The sequence below is a fragment of the Limimaricola sp. G21655-S1 genome, from assembly GCF_027213785.1.
Taxonomy (GTDB): Bacteria; Pseudomonadota; Alphaproteobacteria; order Rhodobacterales; family Rhodobacteraceae; genus Limimaricola.
The window spans coordinates 151,378-170,198 of record NZ_JAPWGO010000006.1 but is presented as its reverse complement, the minus strand read 5'-3'; the positions used below and the strand labels follow the sequence as shown (position 1 = coordinate 170,198).

13 protein-coding genes and 2 pseudogenes are annotated in these 18,821 nt (G+C 66.4%); 11 read left to right on the top strand and 4 right to left on the bottom strand.

The genetic code is table 11. The annotated features are described in order from the left end of the window. Positions 1-145: 145 nt before the first annotated feature. Positions 146-1,495, bottom strand: a complete 1,350-nt coding sequence (gene mobF, locus O4G76_RS08435; RefSeq protein ID WP_269396922.1) for a MobF family relaxase — start codon at positions 1,493-1,495, stop codon at positions 146-148. 706 nt (positions 1,496-2,201) lie between these two features. Here mobF and O4G76_RS08430 point away from each other — a divergent pair. From O4G76_RS08430 to O4G76_RS08385, 10 genes and pseudogenes are all read left to right on the top strand, one after another. Next, positions 2,202-2,654, top strand: coding sequence for a hypothetical protein (locus tag O4G76_RS08430; RefSeq protein ID WP_269396921.1), 453 nt, complete (start codon positions 2,202-2,204; stop codon positions 2,652-2,654). A 13-nt stretch (positions 2,655-2,667) separates the two neighbouring features. Continuing rightward, on the top strand, positions 2,668-3,495 hold the full coding sequence (locus tag O4G76_RS08425; RefSeq protein WP_269396920.1) for a hypothetical protein: 828 nt from the start codon (positions 2,668-2,670) through the stop codon (positions 3,493-3,495). Positions 3,496-3,515: 20 nt separating this feature from the next. After that, positions 3,516-4,157, top strand: a complete 642-nt coding sequence (locus O4G76_RS08420; protein ID WP_269396919.1) for a hypothetical protein — start codon at positions 3,516-3,518, stop codon at positions 4,155-4,157. A gap of 572 nt (positions 4,158-4,729) precedes the next feature. Further along, a complete protein-coding gene (locus O4G76_RS08415) occupies positions 4,730-5,308 on the top strand; it encodes a hypothetical protein (RefSeq protein WP_269396918.1) in 579 nt (192 codons plus the stop codon). Next, a complete protein-coding gene (locus tag O4G76_RS08410; protein ID WP_269396917.1) occupies positions 5,301-6,050 on the top strand; it encodes a hypothetical protein in 750 nt (249 codons plus the stop codon). The genes O4G76_RS08415 and O4G76_RS08410 overlap by 8 nt, the downstream gene beginning before the upstream one ends. Before the next feature lie 630 nt (positions 6,051-6,680). Beyond that, positions 6,681-6,838: pseudogene (locus O4G76_RS08405) on the top strand (transposase); the annotation flags it as partial. A gap of 109 nt (positions 6,839-6,947) precedes the next feature. Continuing rightward, a pseudogene (locus tag O4G76_RS08400) lies at positions 6,948-7,061 on the top strand (IS110 family transposase); the annotation flags it as partial. Positions 7,062-7,233: 172 nt separating this feature from the next. Then, the gene (locus O4G76_RS08395) at positions 7,234-9,645 is read left to right on the top strand and encodes a bifunctional diguanylate cyclase/phosphodiesterase (RefSeq protein WP_269396916.1); all 2,412 of its coding nucleotides are present in this window, start codon (positions 7,234-7,236) and stop codon (positions 9,643-9,645) included. Between the two features lie 305 nt (positions 9,646-9,950). Continuing rightward, positions 9,951-10,151 carry a hypothetical protein gene (locus O4G76_RS08390; RefSeq protein ID WP_269396915.1) on the top strand — a complete coding sequence of 67 codons (201 nt, stop codon included), beginning with the start codon at positions 9,951-9,953 and terminating at the stop codon, positions 10,149-10,151. Positions 10,152-10,552: 401 nt separating this feature from the next. Further along, positions 10,553-10,879 carry an H-NS histone family protein gene (locus O4G76_RS08385; protein ID WP_269396914.1) on the top strand — a complete coding sequence of 109 codons (327 nt, stop codon included), beginning with the start codon at positions 10,553-10,555 and terminating at the stop codon, positions 10,877-10,879. Positions 10,880-12,782: 1,903 nt separating this feature from the next. On the opposite strand, the gene O4G76_RS08380 is transcribed toward O4G76_RS08385, so the two are convergent. From O4G76_RS08380 to O4G76_RS08370, 3 genes are all read right to left on the bottom strand, one after another. After that, the gene (locus O4G76_RS08380; protein WP_269396913.1) at positions 12,783-13,079 is read right to left on the bottom strand and encodes a hypothetical protein; all 297 of its coding nucleotides are present in this window, start codon (positions 13,077-13,079) and stop codon (positions 12,783-12,785) included. Between the two features lie 25 nt (positions 13,080-13,104). Next, positions 13,105-15,117 carry a hypothetical protein gene (locus tag O4G76_RS08375; protein WP_269396912.1) on the bottom strand — a complete coding sequence of 671 codons (2,013 nt, stop codon included), beginning with the start codon at positions 15,115-15,117 and terminating at the stop codon, positions 13,105-13,107. Between the two features lie 118 nt (positions 15,118-15,235). Then, the gene (locus O4G76_RS08370; RefSeq protein WP_269396911.1) at positions 15,236-15,634 is read right to left on the bottom strand and encodes a hypothetical protein; all 399 of its coding nucleotides are present in this window, start codon (positions 15,632-15,634) and stop codon (positions 15,236-15,238) included. Positions 15,635-16,900: 1,266 nt separating this feature from the next. Here O4G76_RS08370 and O4G76_RS08365 point away from each other — a divergent pair. Beyond that, positions 16,901-18,712: a malectin domain-containing carbohydrate-binding protein gene (locus tag O4G76_RS08365; RefSeq protein WP_269396910.1), complete on the top strand. Its 1,812-nt coding sequence runs from the start codon at positions 16,901-16,903 to the stop codon at positions 18,710-18,712. The last annotated feature ends 109 nt before the right edge of the window (positions 18,713-18,821 follow it).

Sequence of the window (18,821 nt, the reverse complement as noted above, 5' to 3'; positions counted from 1 at the left end):
TCCGGAGGCCCTGTGGCTTGGCAACCGGATCGGAGCCTGCTCCTGAGAGCTGGACGGCGCGCGGAGCCGTTCTCGGTGCGGCGGGCCGGGCGGCTGTCAGGCCCCTTCGTACGTCTGTCTTTCCGCCCCCCGTCCAAGGTCCTGCTCAGAACCCCGGCTCCGGGAGGATCGGCGGTACGGCCTCGCCGCCCGGTCTCTCGTCACCGGCCTCTCGCACCGCGTTCGCCAGCGCAGCGATCCCCGGAGCGGCCTGACCCCCGGCCGGCACGACCGGCCGTGGTTCCGCTGGCGCCTGACTGCACGCCGCCACGAGGTCCAGCACGGCGTCGCTGCCGATGGCCTCGTGCTGCAGCAGCTCGAAGGCGGCCGTGAAACCATCCGACGCCGCGTGGTTCTGCGGCGGGTGGTCGGCGCAAAGCCGCAGCAGCTCCGCGGCCCGCGCGGTGGCGTCCGTCTCCTGGAGCGGAGGGCGCGCCGCCTGCGCCTGCGCGACGCTCCGCAGCAAGGCCTCCGCGGACCAGCCCTGTGCCGCGGCCTCCGCCGCCCAGGCCGCCTGCGCGTCGCGCAGCGCGCCATGCGTCTTGCCCGGCCGGGTGGCATAGGCGGCGAGCTGCGCCGCCCGCCGATCCTGCGCGGTGCCGCGCCCGGCGGCCGCCATCCGCGCGGTGATCGCCCGGCGGCGCTTCGAGAACAGCGCCAGCAACGGCGCGGGCACGCCGATGATCTCGTAGCTGCGGCCCACGGGGCGGGTCCGCAACCCGAGCCGCTCCTGCAGCAGGAACACCTCCTCGCAGCGCGCCAGCGCCGCGATCGCGCCCGCATGGGTGAGAAGCAGGTAGTTGTCGAGCTGGCGCAGCCGTCCGTCCCGGCCGACCGCCGTCTTGCACAGCACGACATGGCTGTGCAGCTGCGGATCCCCGGCCCGGCTGGCGGCGTGATCGAACCGGGCCCCGATCACGCGCTGGACCGGGACATGGCGTCCGCGGCTGCGGCTGGCGACGAGACCGAGGTCGAACGCCCATTGCAGCGCCCGGGAGATCGCCTGCGCATGGATGGCGCGGATCGCCGCCAGCAGCCCCGGCCGGGCCAGCTCCCCCACCAGACCGAGCAGGCTCACGCTCTTGGGCAGGCTGAACTGCAGGTCGTAGCCGCCCGAGGGCGGCACCGGCGCGCCTGCTATCGGGCGACGCCGCCGCGCCGCCATCCGCCCGGTGGCCGGATCGCGCCCGGCCACGAGATCGCGCAGCACCCCGGGCACGACCGGATCGCCGGGGCGCAGCCCGTCGAGGATGTTCGGCACCCCCGGCCTCAGCAGCAGCGCGGCCGGGGGTTCGGGCTGCAGCACGACCCAGCGGCCCGGTCCGTCGCAGGGCTCGGCATTCGGCCGGTCGCGGCCCGCGGCCTCCGGCATCGGGATCGGGGCCCGGTCCGCCGCCTGCTGTTCAGCAGAGGCGAGGTAGTACGCGACCTCATAGATCCGGGTGCAGCTGATCATCTCGCGCCCCTCCCGTAACCGGCCGGGGGCAGGGTCCTTCCGGAGCCCCACGGCCGGTCCCGGCCATGCGCCCGCGATGCGAAGGGATGAGGGGCGCGATGCGCCGTCCTGCGGCCACGCCGCGGGCAGGGGGCGCCATGCTGCGGCCGCCACCGGTCCCGGGGGCGGGAGGTGGCGGGGGGCGTTCCGGCGATGATGGTCACGGGCATGGAAGTCTCCGTCGATGCAGGGGCGTCGATAGCGATATTTTCCGCAGGTCATGAAAATACCAAGCCGCCCGTCACTGAGCGCCGGACCCGATATGCGTAATGTGTCAGGAAAACGGAAATGCCATGGGATGCGTGGACATGCGGCGAATAGGACGTCTCCCGCATGGCCCCTGCTGCGGGTTCGCGACGAGACGAACGCACGTCGCATCGAGCTGATGCGAGGACTATCATCGAAAAAGAAAAGTGATGCAAAACCCGTGCTTTGACGCGGCGCCTCCCGCCGTATGGCCGGAGCGGACAGCAGTTCGAAATGCCAGCTGATTTATTAAATCGATAATTTACTTAATGCAGGGGCGAGGCGAGTGCCGGTCAATGCCCGCCAGGGGGTTTTGTCTTCTGATGTCGAAAGATGTGGATAACGGTCATCTCTCTTTATCGGGCAATGAGAAGCCAGTGTATGAAAATGGGGAAGCAGCAAAAAAGAACAGGATCAGCCCATGTCCGACCCCGCCCCTCCCACCCTGGCCGAGCGCCTCGAGCAGCGCGTGGCCGCCCGGCCCGTGCCGCCCCGCACCTCCCGCCTGGCAGAGATCATCGCCGCGCGCGGCACCCTGCGGCGCCTGCGCGATACGGGCTACAGCTCGGCCCAGCTCGCCGCATGGCTCGAAGAGTGCGACGTCCCCGTCCGCGCCGGCACGCTGCGGGCCTATCTCGCCCGGATCGACCGGGTCGAGCGGGCGCTCGCGGCCGAGAGCCCGGAGGCGCCGCCCAGCGACCGCGAGATCCTGGGCGCCTGCCGCCAGGGGTTCATCCGCGACGCGGCCAGGTCCCGTCTCTCCGCCTCGCGGGCTTTGAGGACGCACCGGGCACCCGGGTCTGCCGGGGCCGCGCCCACGGCCTTCGCGCCCCTCGCGTCGTCCCTCACCCACAACCCCCACCGCGATCTGTAAGGAGCGCCACGACATGACGCATGCAAAGCGCCGGCCGGTCCTGGCGATGACCACCTCCCTCAAGGGCGGCACCGGCAAGAGCTTCTTCGCCTCGGTCCTGCTCGACCTCCTGCGCCACCGGCAGGTGCCGGTCGCGGCCTTCGATGCCGATGGTGCGATCGGGGCGCTGTCGGCGATGCATGCCGCGCGCGACGCGGCGGGCCGGCTGCGCGATCCGCAGGACGCCGCCACCGGCGTGGTCGCCTACAACATCCGCGACGACAGCCGCACCACGCTGATCGACTCGCTGGGCTGCCCCGAGCCGCTGATCCTGCACGACCTGGCGGGCGGCTCGCTCGCGGACCTGCAGCGCCTGTTCGACGACCGCGACGGGCTGCACAACTTCCTGCGCACGGCCGAGCGGCTGGGGATCACGCTGGTGTTCTTCCACATGATCACGCCGGACCGGGGCAGCGTGGAGTCGCTCGCGATCCACAGGGAGCTGAGCGCGCCCTACCGCGACAGCGCGCTCGACATCCGCCACGTGGCCATCCTCAACCGCCGCGCCGCACCGCGCGATACCGACTTCCCGATCTGGTTCGGCGATCGCGACCCCGCGGGCGTGCCCTTCGGCGGCAAGACGCGGGCGCGGTTCCTCGAAGCGGGCGGGATCGAGACGAGCCTGCCGGCGATCGAGGCGCGCACCGCCGAGCTGGTCAAGCGCCTGCAGATCCCCTGGCGGCAGGCGGTGCGCGACCCGCGCCTGCAGCTGACCGACCAGCAGCGGGTGCTGAACTTTCTCGAGCAGTTCGAGACGCAGATGCCAGAGGGCCTGCGGGATCTGGCGGGGCTGCCCGCATGACACAGGAAGGAGACAAGACCATGGCCGTGAAGGTCGACATGAACCGGCTCGAGGCCCTGCTGGCGAACTACAAGCTGACCTTCGAGCAGTCCCGGAGCATCCGCCGCAAGGTCAGCCAGGCCGGCTGCGGCTTCGATGACCCCTTCGCCCTCGAGATCGCGATGCGGGAGATCAGCCGCTACGACAGCGCCGCCGACCACCGGCAGCTGCGCCAGGCCGCGAACGCAGTCCACAAGAGCGTGCGCGAGGCCGTCCAGGGCGAAATCTCGTCGGGCCTGTCGCTGCTGCAGCGGCACAACGAGACCCTGGCACGCCGGTTCGCCGGGGAGGCCGAGCGGCACCTGACGGCGATCATGGACCGGGTCCAGGGGCGTCTCCTGTGGGCCAGCGCCGCATGGATCGCCCTCGGCATGATCGCCATGCTCGGCCTTGGCGGCGCCACCGGGTTCTCCCTGGGGCGCGCCCACGGTTTGACCGTGGCGGCCTCCTGGGAGGGGATCGTGGCCCGGCAGGACTTCGGAGCCTGGAGCGGGCTCATCACGAAGAACGGCGACATGGATGCCCTGCTTGATACGTACTGCGCACCCGGCAGCCCGGAGGCTCGGCGCGTGCGGGATGGTGAGGGGCGCGACTTCTGCTGGCTGCCGCTGCGGACCGATTGACGCAGAGAAACCGGACTGTGTGCGCAAGACGATGGCCGCCCGGGGAAACACCCCGGGCGGCCATCCTGTCAGCGGGGCGTCGCCGTCATCGTTCGCCAGTAGCGAAACGCACGCGCCGTCAGTGGTCTGGTTCAAGGCGTGATCCCCCTGGCGGTTGTCGGTGCCGGTTGGGTGGTTGCAAGTCACCCGGCGGTTATGCCGCCCTCAAATTTCCTCCAACTTCACGACACAGCCACTCCGCCTCAGGGCTGACGGAGACGATTTTACGTAGAGAGGGGATGCGGGCAACGCCGCCCCCGAAACTGGAAATGGTCGGAAAGGTAAAATTCGTGTCGGATCGGAGGAGTGGGACGAAAAGCCCAGCCTTCAGATGACTTGTTAGAACCTCATGAAGGCTTCAGTGTGGCTGTGGGGGCGATCCTGCGGGCCGAATGTAGGTTAGCAGGGGACCTGCTCACTGTACGGGGCCGTTGATGCGTAAAATACCGGATACCGCGAAGATGCCCCTGCGTATTTCTGCCGGTGGCCGGCGTCGGCTGCTGACGGCGTACCTCCCGAGTATTACGCTTTGCATGTCCCTTATCGCCGTCCTTCTGATCGTGCCGGCGGCGGCATATATCAGCCGGGATTATGGGTTCTTTACTCGGGATCCCACTCAAATCGGGAACATCCCGCGCTATGCCGGGTTCCTCTCGAGCCTCGGCGTAATGGCCTGGACGGTCGGAGCCGCCGTTTCACTCTTTACGGGGGCCGTTCTCGCATCTCGGTCGAGAGACGTTGCCGACCTGCGGTTCTTTCTATTCTTCGGTGGCTTCACTGCCCTGCTGGCGTGGGATGATTTGTTTCTTATCCATGAGAACTTCATGCTGGGGGAAAAGCCGCTTTTTCTCGCTTATGGAGCGATTGCCCTGACAGGAATTATACTGTTCAGGGAGATGTTTTGGGGCGAGTCACGGGGGTTCGCTCTGGCCGCCGCGGCTGCCTTCCTGTTGTCTTTGTCCGTCGATGCGGGGCAGCGGCTCGTTGAGGCACAGATAGGTGATATCCGCATCCTGATCGAGGACGGCGCGAAATTCATAGGTGCAGTTTGTTGGGCGATCTTTTTGTGCAGGATTGGCGCAGCGTCAATTACGAGATGTATTCATGCGTGAGCCGCCTGGTGGTGATGTCAGACATTCCGCCCCTGACAGGAATCCGAACGCTTCCGAGTTGAGGTTTTCGCCGCAATGGTTGCGATATTTTATCATCCTTGGCATTCCTCTGCTCGCGCTTCTCTCCGTCGCAATGTCGGCTATAAGGGAGAGGGGTGGCAGCCTGATTGTTAACGAGCTTGCCGATAGATTCATATTGAACAACGAAGTCAGTCTCCCGACATTGCTCAGCATCGTTCTCATGTTCGTCGCATCGCAGCTCTGCGTGCTAAATTATTTCTACTACAGGAAGATAAGAAAGATGCCGCTCAACGCCTACTGGATATTCAGCTCACTTGTTCTTTTGGCCATGGCCTATGACGAAAGCGCCCAAATTCACGAGAAATTGCGTTGGTCCTTGTTCGGCGACATCCTCAACGGACAAAGCTGGATTTTCGTCGGTGTTCCCGTCGTTATCGTCTTGGGTGTGCTATCCATTCCGTTTCTTATGTCCCCCCCGCGACGCCTGAAGGTAGAGTTGGTGAAGGGAGCAACGATCTTCGTGTTCGGGGCGCTTGTCATCGAGGGGGTGGGCGGGGTGTACAAGGCGAGCATCGGAATGGATTTTGCCTATATCCTTATTTCTGTCGCCGAGGAAACCGCGGAGCTGGTTGGAATTTCGTATGTGAATCTCGCCCTGTTGGAGCATGCTGCGCAGAAGGGCCTGTCCGTCAACTTTTTCGATCCGGCGGAACGCGAATGAACATACGTCACAGCCCTGAATGATGCATTGACATCCAGGCGTCGCCCTGCGCCGAGCACACGGTCGCACAGATCAACCCTGATTTTACTGTCCGGCCGCATTGTCTGAAAAAGGCAGATGCTGGCGAACGATCGACCTGATTATGTAAAAAGAACTCGCTGACGAATGTATTGGTCGGGCTGGCAAGCCACGCAAGAGCATCGTCGCCACGGTCGACCGAAAAATCTTTGCTGCGGTCAATGCGTGATACAGGAGCCGACGTCACTGGGCCTTGGAGCCGGGCTGACCAATGCATCTTCCTAGCGCATAACCCATGAAATAGGTAATACAGTTTCTGTCTCTGAGTTGATGGCGCTATGAGACAGAGTTTTCACGGCAGCGCCCAGGCGACAACGGTAGTTCGCCAAAAAAATCAAGGCAGCGAGAAAGACGTAAGAAAGGGCATTCCATCTGGCGAGAATGGCAGATCAAACCCGAACAGTTCCACGAAGAGCCGGGCCACTTGACCTCGGGGGGCCTTGACCTGGCGGGACTCCCAGGTCCGCACGAGGATCAGGTGGCGTCTCATCTCGTCCGGGTTCCGAAGTCGGCTGACGCCCCGCGCGCCGGGTGCGACAACCTCCAGCACCGCTGCTATCCGGCATGACGCTTCGCCAGACGACCGGCTTCGTCGAAAGCCTCTTGCAACTGATCGGCCGAACTGGGCGGTGCCGGGCTTCAGCATGCTGTGCCGACGCCAGAAAGCGCTGGCCGTGAACCTCCCCATCGGGGCTCAGCGGGCCCGCTGCTCGTCGGCAATGAGGCATGGTCTGCCAATGAGGAGCGGATGGCCCGCTGGAGGCCTCGCGAGGTGTCACATCGAGTGCTGTCACGCTGAACCCATGAAGGGAGCCATCCATGGGACAGCCGACCACGATCGGCGTCGATCGCGCCAAATCGGTCTTCCCGCGTCACGGCGTCGATGCCGAGGGCGTGGTCCTGATCAAGCGTCAGTTGCGGCGCAGCCAGATCGATCTTGTGGCGGCAGCCCTCGCCGGAAGGCGCGTGATGTGTCTGGACATCGCCTGCCTTCAAATTCCTACCAACTTCGCGACACAACCAGGCCGCCATTCCCAGAGATGGAGCCGCGACGCTCATAGGTTTCCCCGCCGCCATCCGAGCCCTTCAACAGATCGGACTATCCGTGCTGACCGTCTACACTTGCATCGTCACAGAACACGATCTTCGTCTCGTGGTTCTGGCGGCTTGCGTTTGCGCCGTGGCTTCGTTCGCGGCGGTCAATCTCCTCCACCATGTCGGGCGCAGCGACCGCCTGATGCGTCGGGTCTGGCGCCTTGTCGCGGCGGTTGCGACGGGCTTCGGTATCTGGGCCACGCATTTCATCGCCATGCTGGCGTTCCAGCCCGCTCTGCCCAGCGGCTACGACATCACCCTGACGGTCATTTCGCTGATCGCCGTGATCGGGCTGACCGGTGTCGGCCTGACGATCGGCACGTCGCCTGGCGTACGATACGGGCGCTGGATCGGCGGTGCGATCCTTGGCGCCGGTATCGCCGTCATGCACTATACGGGGATGGCCGCGTTCGAGATCGCGGGGCGCGTTGTCTGGGATGTGCCCCTCGTCGTCGCCTCGATCGCCCTGGGCGGCCTTTTGGGGTCGGTCGCGCTGCCGATCGGTCTTCACGCCAACACGTTCAAGTGGAAGGCGCTTGGAGGCCTGGCCCTGACGCTGGCGATCTGCAGCCATCACTTCACCGCCATGGCCGCGGCCGCGATCATGCCCGATCCGAGCATCATCGTCTCGGCCTCGGCGATGCCGGCGGGCTGGATGGCGATCGGCGTCGCCCTGGCCTCGATCTTCATCATCCTTTTCGCGGGTGCGGGCCTGGCGCTCGATCTGCGCGAATTGCGGCGCGCCGGCGAAGAGGCGGCGCGCATGCAGGAGCTGGCGGACGCGGCCGTGGAAGGGCTGATCGTGTGCAACGGCACCGAGATCGTTGCGACCAACTCCAGCTTCACCGCGCTTGCCTGCCCCGACGGATCCGAGCCTGTCGGCCGTTCGCTCGCGTTCTTCTTTCCGGCGCTGGTCTCCGGCCACCTCGCGGGGTCTGCGCACAAACCCCTGGAGGCGACCCTCCGCGTGATCAACGGGACCAGGATTCCCGTCGAGCTGCTTCGTCGCAACATTGTCTATGCCGGCAAGCCGCACCATGTTCTTGCCGTGCGCGACATCCGCGAGCGCAAGAAAGCCGAGGCCGACATTCGCTTTCTCGCGCATCATGATCCGCTGACCAGGCTGTCGAACCGTGCGAGCTTCGATCGGCGGCTGGAAGCCGAGTTCGAAGCGCATCGCGAGAGGGGCAGGGGTTTCGCGGTTTTCCTGATCGATCTCGATGGCTTCAAGGACATCAATGATCTTTTCGGTCACCTCGTGGGCGACGCGGCGCTGCAGTTCGTGGCCGAGAAGATCACGGGCCTCCTCGAGGCCGACCAGATGGTGGCGCGTCTGGGCGGAGACGAGTTCGCCGTGATCCTCCCGGATCTCGCCGGCCCTGCGCATGCACAGCGCATGGCCGAAGCCATTCTGGACGCGTTCAGCGGGGCGAGCGACAAGCTGCCCGCGGCCGTCACCGTCGACGCCAGCATCGGCATCGCGCTCTTCCCGGAAGACGGGGCCGATCGCACGACGCTCTTGGGCAATGCCGACGCCGCCCTCTACGAGGCCAAGTCGGAAGGCCGCAGCACCTACCGCGTCTTCGAGGCGGCCATGGGCGCGGACCAGGGCAACCGGCGCCAGTTCGAAAACGACCTGCGTCATGCCATCTCGCGCAACGAGCTCAGCCTCGTCTATCAGCCCCAGCTGGCCCTTCGGTCCGGCAAGGTCACCGGGTTCGAAGCGCTGCTTCGATGGAACCACGGCACGAAGGGCCCGATCTCGCCGGTCGCATTCATCCCGATCGCGGAGGAGTGCGGGGCGATCGTCCAGATCGGTGAATGGGTGCTGCGGACCGCCTGTGCCGAAGCCGCGCGCTGGGAGACACCGCTGACGATCAGCGTCAACGTCTCCGCCGTGCAACTCAGCCGTGGCGGTCTGCCGGAGCTGGTCGCAAAGGTGCTGCGGGATACCGGCCTCGACCCCGCGCGCCTCGAGCTGGAGGTTACGGAATCCTGCATGATCAAGGACATCGATACGGTGCTTTTGGTCCTCAACAAGCTCAAGAAGCTGGGCCTCAGGATCGCGATGGACGATTTTGGCACCGGCTACTCGTCGCTGTCGACCCTTCGCGCGTTTCCGTTCGACAAGATCAAGGTCGACAGGTCGCTCGTGCGGTCCATCGACACCAGCCCCGAAGCCGCTGCCATCCTGCGGGCGGTTCTGGGCCTGGCGCGAGGTCTCGAGCTTCCGGCGCTGGCCGAAGGTGTCGAAACGAGCGCGGAACTGGCGTTTTTGCGCGAGGAAGCGTGCGAGGCCATGCAGGGCTATCTCTGCAGCCCCCCGGCCCCGATTGCCCATTTCGCGCAAGAGACAGGCGGGATCAGCCCTGCCGATCTCTCCGAGGTCGATCAGCCCCGGCTTCCCCAGCTCATCAGTTGATCTGGCAAAGGGGCCGGAGCCGGGTCTGTGCCAGACGCCGCCCTTGCCAGACGCCGCCTGGGGCCTCGCTCCGGCGATGACCGGGGCAGGGCGGGCCTGCTCGCGGGAAGGATCGGTGTCACCGGCGGCGCCGAGGAGCCACGGGGGATGCGCCCGGGGCCCGGACATGGCGCTGGAGTTGATCCGGCCACACCGGAAGGGCGGGATGTTTTCCCAGGGCCGACGCAAGATCGCCACTTTCCCGTGCATTCTTGAGGTGAAGCGATGACCGAGCTCGCGCACCCTTCTTGAACGAGACGTTTCCCATGGTGAGAGACAGCGGGCTGGGCTCCCCTTACATCATCCTGATCATGGCCTGCATTGGCGTGCTCTTCCTCTTGGGAGAGAGCCGGCAGGGCAGCATGTACCAGGAACCCGTCTTCTGGCCCCCGCCGGGGGCCAAGCCGGCGCTCGAGAGGCCGGAGGCGCTTGCATGGCGCCCCGCCTCGCCGGTTTCCAACCCGTAGCGTCGCTCCAGTGGGGGCGAGGATGCGCCCGCTGCGGATCGCCGCATGGGCGAGATCCTCGAGGGGAAGCGGCAATGGCCCGTGTATGCGGGGGAGGGATGGCCTGCGGCCCATGAAAGCATCGTGCCACGGGTGATGGCTCTGCGAACGGCATGTCGTATGGCCAAGGGCGGCACCTGTCCCGCTGCCCCGCGCGCCTTCAAAGGAAAAAGGCACGAAATGGAACAGCGGGAAAGGCGATTTGCGCCGTGCCTGCCCCAAGCAGGGGATTGTTTTGCGACGCATTGCACAATTACCCCCAAGCCAAAAGAATTGATAAGCGGGTAGGGGCAAAGGGTGGATAATGGTGATGCCAGTGGATAACAGCCGATACCGATTGGCATTCTCCTGAAAGGACCCCCATGAGCGACTTCGACCTGAGCGATCTGGATCTTGACGAGCTGAAAAAGCTTCACAAGGAAACCGCGACCGCCATTCAGACCTACGAGGCGCGCCGTCGTCAGGACGCACTCGCGGCCGCGGAAGCCGCGGCCAAATCCGCCGGCTTCTCGCTGAAGGATCTCATCGGCGCCTCGGCCGGAAAGCCGTCCAAGTCGATCAACCCGCCGAAATACCGCAACCCCGATGATGAAACCCAGGTCTGGAGCGGGCGCGGACGCCAGCCGCAATGGATCAAGGATGGGCTGGCGGCCAACAAATCGCTCGATGACTTCCTGATCGCGCGGTAAGAATGGCGCCCGGCGTCCCGTTTCGCGGAGCGCCGGGCGCCTGTCCGCCGCCCCGACCGCTTCCCTTCCGAAGGATCTTGCAGCCGCTGCCGCAGGGCGGGCTCCCCGCGGGAGCGCCTGTTGCGCGGATCACGAGGCGCGGGGGCGGCAGAGCTTCCAAGTGACGCCTCTTGCCGCGCGTCTGCGCAATCCCCGCGCGGCTCGATCCGGGCTGACCGCGTCGTGTCGCGGCATTTCGAGCCGCGAGGGGCAGGGATCGGACCCATGGTCGAGAAGGTCGAGACCAGCCCCTCCCTGCGACCACCGGCACGATTGGCTCCCGCCCGGCATGGGCCTGCGGGCGCAGAGCGGGAGCCCGCCTGTCACGGCAACGGGCGTGGCATGGGTCGCGGATGATGCCGCTGCGCTCCCGGTCTGGCATGCCCGCCCGTTTGCAGAAAAAAAGCCCGCCATGAAAATGGCGGGCAAAAAATGGGACGGAATGTTCAGGCAGGCATTCCGGATGTGCAAGTGACCACTCGCAAGACCATGCCTTAGCGGCAATCGAGGCGACGTCAATGCATATCTCTGAACTTTCTTGATTATCATGGAGGCAGTCCTGGCTTCCGAACGAGGGGGCCGGGCAGCATTTCATGGCCCTCGGTCCCCCTGACAGCCCCCGGCTGTCGGCCATGACAGCCTGCATCGCGCGCCCTCGCGTGAGGGGCCAGGCCCGCCCGCTGGACGGGTTTGCAGGGGCGGAAAGGAAGCCGCAGGCCTGGCGGCGGGACGCCCTGGACGGGACGGAGTTGCGAAAATGGCCCGCCACGGGCAAATGGCGGACCAAACTCGTTAATTCACAAAGACCCTTCGGGCCTGGGGGGTGGCCCCCCGGCTGATCATAGGGTCCTGTCAATCCGCGGGTTGTAGTGCAAATGGACTAAGGCCGGGCGCGCCAAAGGTATAGGTGGGGCCGGTGCAGCATCCCACTGCTCCCGGCCCCCTGGCCGCCCCCGGTTATCAGTCGTAGCGGCCTGCATCGCGCCCCTTTAGGTAAAGGGGCCATGCCTGGACGGGGTTTTCGGACATGCTGCCGGGCACTCGCCGTCTGATCCCAGATGCTGCGCGGCCCATGAGGTGCCGCGGGGCGCATCCATGCCCCAACTCGTTCCGCCTTCCGTCTCGCCTCGGCCAGCACCTCGCAGCTCTGCCGATCGTCGGAACCCCCGGGGCCGGTCCTGGTGGCGAAGCGGCACCCAGGGGGCACGCAGCGCATGGCAGGGGCCGCGGTCTCGGCATGCTGGCGGATCGTGACGAATGCCGTTCGCCCGGGCCCCCGTCGCGTCACGATCGACCCACGCGCCAGAGGGGGTGCCAAAGCCGCCATCGATGTCCTCGCCCTCCTGGAACGCCGCCCGCGATCTCATCCGCTCCCCCGTCACCTCTCGATCCTCTGCAGGATCGCGAGGCAGCGCTGTCGCATGTCCTCCAGGTTGCATCCGAACAGGGCACAAATGAGGCCTTTGTCTTCGCAGTCGCCCTCGAATGCCATTTCGGGCGCGCCGGATTTGCAGGATCCCCCACCGCGTGGTGGAGGCCGCGGCCCGCCGGCCAGAAGCGGTGCCGGTTGTCGTGGCCGACCGCCACGGCGTGGCAGGACGGATCTCTCGCGGCGGCGGTTTCGCCCATGACGAGATGCTGTTCACGGCACTGCTCGCCAGGACGCCTCGACACAGCCGCGCGCAAAGCCGAGATGGGCGAGGGGCCCACGATCTTCGTCCTGGCCAAGGTCAGCCCGGCCGGACGCGGCGCGCCTCAGTGCATCACCCTCGAGATGTGCGCCTGCCGCGTCTGCGCGGTCTGGATCAAGGCTGCGGCGCCTGGAAGACGAAGCCCGGCCGGGCATGGCCTGCCGCAGCCGGTTCTACCGTCCCACCCGCGAGGTGAAGAGGTCGAAGCCCTCTTCCGGACGCTCGAACTTTTCGACCGGCTCCAGCGACGCGATCGCCCCCGTGGCGATGGCGGTGGCGGAGCGGAAGCTGGCCGTTTCCATGTAGGGCCCCTGGGCGACCGAGACGCTCATCGCCGTGGTCTGGCCGGACTCCTGCACGAGGACCATCTCCACGCGCGTCGGATCGGCCTCCTGGGCCCAGGTGGCCACAGGGGCGCCGGTGGCGAACAGCGCGGCGCAGGCCACGGCCCTTGATGTCGTCAGGAACATGTATCTCTCCCCCTGGGGTCGCGTTTCAGAACGTCATCTGCAGGGCCGCGAGCACGGTCTGCTCGGAGGTCTCGAACGGCTGGCCCACCCCGTCGGTGCCGTAATCATACTTGATCTTGCTCCATTGCACGCGCAGCCGCGGCGCGCCCGGGCTGTCCATCAGCCCCCAGGCCAAGCCGGTGCTCGCGGCGATGTAGCTGTCCTCGCTGGAGTAAGGCGTGATCTCGAAGTTCATCGCCAGGCGTGGGCTGGGGTCGACGCCCAGGCCCAGCGTCGTGCTGGTGGTCTCGTCGTCGGTCCCGACGCCGCTGAACCGCTGCCGCAAGCTGAGAGTGAACCCGCTCTCGCGGTAGCCGGCCGCGACATCGACGACGTTGTCGCCCTCGCCAAGCCGCGGCGTCGTTCCGTCGAGCTCCGGCCGGTCCAGCTCCGCCAGCCCGGACGCGCCCAGGCTCAGCCTGCGGCCCGGGGACAGCGTCACCGCCTTGCTCAGATTGGCCTGCAGCTTGCTGTAGTGATCCTGGTCGGGGTCGGAGTAGGCCTCCGCGCCCAGATGGGCCGTCCATCCGCTGCCGCTGTTGAGAGAATAGGCCATGCCCGCATAGGCGTTGGTGTCCTCGTCCAGCAGCGCGCCGGTGTAGTAGCGCAGCACGCTGGTCCCGCTGGTGCGGTTGCCGGAGAACGACAGGTGCGGCGCGTAGCGAAACGCGTGCTCCTCGCGGAAGGTGACCTGCCGTATCGCGTCCTGCGTCGTGAGCTCGGCGCCGGTCTGGACGAAGAGATCCTCGACATCCGACAGCTGGATCTGGGACAGGTCCTGCGTGAGCGCATCCACGATCGTGATCCGTCCGCTCAGATCGCCGGCGATCCCGCCCTGGCGAAAGCTCGAGGCGGTGGTCTCGCGCGGACCGGTCGGCGCGTAGCGCAGCTCAACGGACTGATCCACGTCCCGGATCGGGGAAAAGCCCAGCCACAGGCTGTTGGACCACGCCACCGGGGTTTCGGCGGCCGTCCGCGGCGGCGTGGCGGAATGCGCCACCCGGGACAGGCTCGCGTGGTAGGTCGTGAAGCTGTCTTGCGGCAGCCGCGTGTTGTTGGCGGCATAAAACAGGTTGTTGCTGATGCCGACATCGGGCGCGTCATCGCCCGGCCTCAGCCGGCCGTCGGCCCCCGGCAGAAGCCACGACAGGGCCTGCAGGGCGAATGCGTCCCGGTCCCAGTCCTCCTCGTCGAGAAGCACCACGCCCCGGACGGTCCGGTCCAGCGCGGCGCCGGCATCGTTGCTGAAGAGGTTCTGCTCGAGATGCGAGACCGACGCGACGAGCTGCGACCGGCTGTCCTCCCGGCGCTTGATCCCGTTCAGCCCGGCGCGGTCCTGCGCGTAGGTGAAGCCGCTGTTGGGCAGGTCCAGCGCCAGCCCCACGGTCTCGCCGCCGGCCATGCCGCGCTGGAACCCGCTCGCCTTGAGCGCGTCATGCGTCTCCCGGTCGATCACCAGGCCGAACTCGGAATCGACGGCGAAATCGTTCGGCACCAGCGTGTCGGGATCGAGGTCCGCCGCCTCGACGGCGATGCCCGGCGTGTAGCTGCAATAGGCGTCCGGGTCGGCCTCGAGAAACAGGCAGCGGCCGGTCACGGTCAGGTAGGTGCGCGAGCCGGTCAGATCGACCGCTTCGCGCTGCGTGGTGGTGATGGTCTGCGCGTCCAGGGTGGTGCGCAGCTGCGCATACCAGCCGGTCTGGCGCCGGTGGAACAGCGCGCCGCTGATCCCTTCGCGCAGATCCTGCGACAGAGCGAGGGTCATGTCGGCCTGCGGGACAAGATCGCGCTTGCCGCCGGCCACCAGCCCCTCCGAGACAACGCCGCCTTGCCCGTAGTCGAGCACCGTGCCGTTGAGGATGAACCGGCTCGTGAGCGGCACCACCGCGCCGGCGCGCCCGAGGGCCTCCTCGGCCAGGCCAGGCAGGGGCAGCAGGGCCAAGAAGAGACCGCTGCAGACGGAGGATTTCAAGTGCCTGCGGAAGCTTTGCGTCACCATTCAGGGATCTTTCTGCACGGTGTGCCCCCGCGCTTTTCGATGTCTCTGGCCATGCCGTGCCATAGCGCAAGGCGCGGGAAGCCCGCGCCTTGCGATCATGCAACCGACCGCTGTCGGGTCAGAAGCAATTGAGGTAATGGATGCTACAGCCCATGTACTGGGTGCCGGTGCTGACGTCGGAGACGAACTCGTTGGTCTCGCCGGAGAAGGTGACGTTCGACTGCACGCCGTTGTTCGTCGAGACGCCCGCATTCGAGGTGGCGCCGTTGAGCGTGCCATCGACGACCGCGGTCGCGTTGGAGGCCGCAGACGAGCCGCCGGTCGCCACGGAAGCGCTCAGCGCCGTCAGGGCCATCGGGGACTCCGAGGCGGTGTCGAGGGTGGCCGCGATGGACACCGCGAAGGGGCCCTGCGCGTCGGGCAGAAGGTCCGTGGCAACGGGCAGAATATCCGCGGCGACGGGAGAGGCCGAAATGCCGACCGCGGCCAGCAGCGCGAGCGCTTGAATTCTTTTCATGTATTTTTCTCTATAAACAACTGAACGTCCGCCGCTCTCATCCCGGCGGCAGAGTTTTTCTGCTATTTCCAGGCCGGCGACCGGTCAAGTTGAGCAGGTGATTGTGGCAGCAAGGAGGTACGAAATTGCCACAGCTTAGGCGGGCATTGCGAAAGATCTCCTCGCGCCGGACCCATTGACCCCCAGCCCGGAGATTTCCCCATGAAATCCAATAGGCACGCGCGGCGCGTTCCGATCACGACGAAGACATGGTCGGTTTCGTACGGATCGCTGCCTATGGCGGCCACGATTCCCGGGCCATCCTTTCATGCGAATGACCCCCGGGCATCGGGCGAAACAGGACAGGGCGTGTGAATATCCGCGACCGGCAGGCCGGGAAAAGACACGCGGTCATTCCAGACACGGGCCAGACCAGCAGGCGACGGCCGTAGACTTGCGGTTGAAAGCGTCGACGCCTGTGCCTGCTCAGGCCGCTCGCCGGCAGGGCCGGCGGTGGGATCGGCGCCGCAGGCCTCCGCGAGGCGCGCATCGTCGGTCTCGTGACCTTTTCCCCCGCGCGATTCGCTCCGAATCGCGCCCAGGTGGACCCGCCTGGAGGCCAGCTAGGACAGCGCGCCCAGGACCCCGGGGATGGCTGGCGGAGTGACCAGCCATTGCGGCGATGGCGCGGCACCAATGATCTCGGGGCGCGGGTGTCGAGGGGAAGACAAGGCATGGCGTCTTCTCCTTGGGGCCGCAACGCGGTCTTTCGTGTGGAGGCCGCCTGCAACCTTGGCTGGCACAGCGGGGCCGGAGCGCGTCACCGGCAAGCGGGTGCGATGCAGTCCCAGATTCCCTCGCGCCGATCCGAACCAAGGCTGCCAGATCCCCCAGCCATCTTGTCGAGATAAATTCCAGGGAGATTCAGCTTCGGAGGCTGTCACTGCACGGCGGAAAGCCTGGCCGCTGCGGATACGGTCGGTGCCAAGGCAATCCGGGGCGCGCACAGAGAGCAATCCGACATCACGATATGGGATTGTGGCAAGAAAATGGTTGCCCTGTCGCGCGGGATTGCTAACGTCGCTCCTACAGGTGTGAGGAGCAACGGATCCGCAAAAGCGATTGCGGTATCGATTGGGATCACGGAACGGCAATTGTGGCCTGTTGCATTACCGGGCCATCGTCCGACCCTGATCCGGCCATTTCCCGGCAGCCATGACATGCCGATCGAGATGCGGGTTTTGCGCTTCTCCGGTTTTTTTAACGCGTATTCCAGAGGTAACGATCTTGGCACTTTCCCCGACAAACTCCAGCGAGAGCATCGTCTATCGCGTCAACGCCGGCAGCACCGATGTCGCCGCGATCGATGGCGGCCCGGTCTGGACCGGCGACCTGGCGCTCGAGAACGGCACGGGCCCGGTCTCCGTCACCGGCGACGTCGAACACGAGTTCACCAGCAAGAGCACCGACTCCGAAGCGGAGGTCACCTACACCGATCCCGCCGTGGCGGATTACGCGCCCTGGCAGCTCTTCGTCCACGAGCGCCACGACAAGATCAGGCCGCTGCCGAATGACGACGAACCCCTGAGCTACAACTTCGATGTCGAAACCGGCGCGACCTACAAGATCACGCTGCTTTACGTCGAGAACTGGACCGGGGCGTTCCGCTCGGGCAACGACCGGATCTTCGACGTGACGGTGGACGGCACCGCCGTTGCCGAGTTCGCCGACATGAACCCGCTGGGCGAGGCCGCGGCGGCGCTGGGGCAGGAGCTGCCGTCGCTGCCCGCGACGATGTCGGCCAAGCAGCCCTTCCTCGGCACGGTGATCACCCGCGAGCTGGTCTACACGGCCGTGGATGAGGAGCTGAACCTCGCCTTCGTCGCCAACAGCCAGAACCCGAAGATCAACGCGATCCAGATCAGCCGGATCCTGGAGATGCCCAGCGAGATCGAGTTGTCCGCCAGCCAGGTGGCCGAAAACGCCGCCGGCGCCGTGGTGGGCGCGCTGTCGGTCGCCGATCCCGATGGCGGTGACGCGCCCGAGATCACCGTCTCCGACGACCGCTTCGAAGTGGTGGAGGGCATGCTGAAGCTGAAAGCCGGGATCAGTCTCGATTTCGAGGACGCCTACAGCATCCCCCTCACCCTCACGGCGACGGGCGCGGGCGGGCTGAGCCTGGCCCAGGATGTCGAGATCGCCGTGCAGGACGTGGCCGAGGGCCGGCTGTCGGCTGTGACCAACGTGAAGGAAGGCAGCGATGCCGGCGAGACCCTGAAGGGCACGAAGGCCAACGATTTGATCGTCGGCCTGGGGGCCAAGGACACGCTGATCGGCCGCAAGGGCGACGACATCATGGCCGGCGGCCAAGGCGCCGACAGGTTCGTCGGCGGCAAGGGCTTCGACACGCTCGACTACAGCGACTCCGCGAAAGGCGTCACCGTCAACCTGCAGAAGGGCGTGGCCCGGGGCGGCGATGCGGGCGGCGACAAGTTCAAGAGCATGGAAGGCGTGATCGGCTCGGACGCGAACGACAAGCTCCTGGGTTCCAAGGCCGGCAACGTGCTGATCGGCGGCGATGGCGCCGACGTGCTCAATGGTCGCGGCGGCAAGGACTGGGCCGATTACAGCGGCTCGGATGCGGGCGTGAGCGTGGACCTGGCCAAGCGCAGCGGCCTGGGCGGGGATGCCGAGGGCGACCGGCTCGTGAAGATCGAGAACGTCCATGGCAGCACCCACAACGACACGCTCCTCGGCGATGGCCGCAAGAACGTCCTCGTCGGCGATGAGGGCCGGGACAAGATCTCGGGCGGCGGCGGGCGCGACACGCTCGACGGCGGCGCCGGCAATGACCGGGTGCTGGGCGGCGGTGGAGCCGACAGCTTCATCTTCGATCTGGGCAACGACAAGCTGGTGGGCGGCAAGGGCCGCGACACCGTCATGTTCGATGGTGACTTCGGCGATTACGGCGTGACGCTCGGCAAGAAGGTGATCGTCACCTTCGAGGGGGATCGCGACGTGCTCACCGGCATGGAGCGGCTGGAGTTCGACGACACCACCTATGTCCGCGAGGGCGGGAACTGGGTCGAGCTCGGCTAGGACGGAACCCGGCCGGTCGAACGCCCATCCTGGCGCGAGACCCGGCCCAGCCCCCGGATCGCCAGGGCCGCCCCCCAGGATGCATGGGCCCCCCCGGGGATCCCCCGGG

What these genes read in the sequence shown, in the direction of transcription:
- mobF (WP_269396922.1), bottom strand. Translation starts at nt 1,495, where the DNA reads ATGATCAGCTGCACCCGGATCTATGAGGTCGCGTACTACCTCGCCTCT.
- O4G76_RS08430 (WP_269396921.1), top strand. Translation starts at nt 2,202, where the DNA reads ATGTCCGACCCCGCCCCTCCCACCCTGGCCGAGCGCCTCGAGCAGCGC.
- O4G76_RS08425 (WP_269396920.1), top strand. Translation starts at nt 2,668, where the DNA reads ATGACGCATGCAAAGCGCCGGCCGGTCCTGGCGATGACCACCTCCCTC.
- O4G76_RS08420 (WP_269396919.1), top strand. Translation starts at nt 3,516, where the DNA reads ATGGCCGTGAAGGTCGACATGAACCGGCTCGAGGCCCTGCTGGCGAAC.
- O4G76_RS08415 (WP_269396918.1), top strand. Translation starts at nt 4,730, where the DNA reads ATGTCCCTTATCGCCGTCCTTCTGATCGTGCCGGCGGCGGCATATATC.
- O4G76_RS08410 (WP_269396917.1), top strand. Translation starts at nt 5,301, where the DNA reads ATGCGTGAGCCGCCTGGTGGTGATGTCAGACATTCCGCCCCTGACAGG.
- O4G76_RS08390 (WP_269396915.1), top strand. Translation starts at nt 9,951, where the DNA reads ATGGTGAGAGACAGCGGGCTGGGCTCCCCTTACATCATCCTGATCATG.
- O4G76_RS08385 (WP_269396914.1), top strand. Translation starts at nt 10,553, where the DNA reads ATGAGCGACTTCGACCTGAGCGATCTGGATCTTGACGAGCTGAAAAAG.
- O4G76_RS08380 (WP_269396913.1), bottom strand. Translation starts at nt 13,079, where the DNA reads ATGTTCCTGACGACATCAAGGGCCGTGGCCTGCGCCGCGCTGTTCGCC.
- O4G76_RS08375 (WP_269396912.1), bottom strand. Translation starts at nt 15,117, where the DNA reads ATGGTGACGCAAAGCTTCCGCAGGCACTTGAAATCCTCCGTCTGCAGC.
- O4G76_RS08370 (WP_269396911.1), bottom strand. Translation starts at nt 15,634, where the DNA reads ATGAAAAGAATTCAAGCGCTCGCGCTGCTGGCCGCGGTCGGCATTTCG.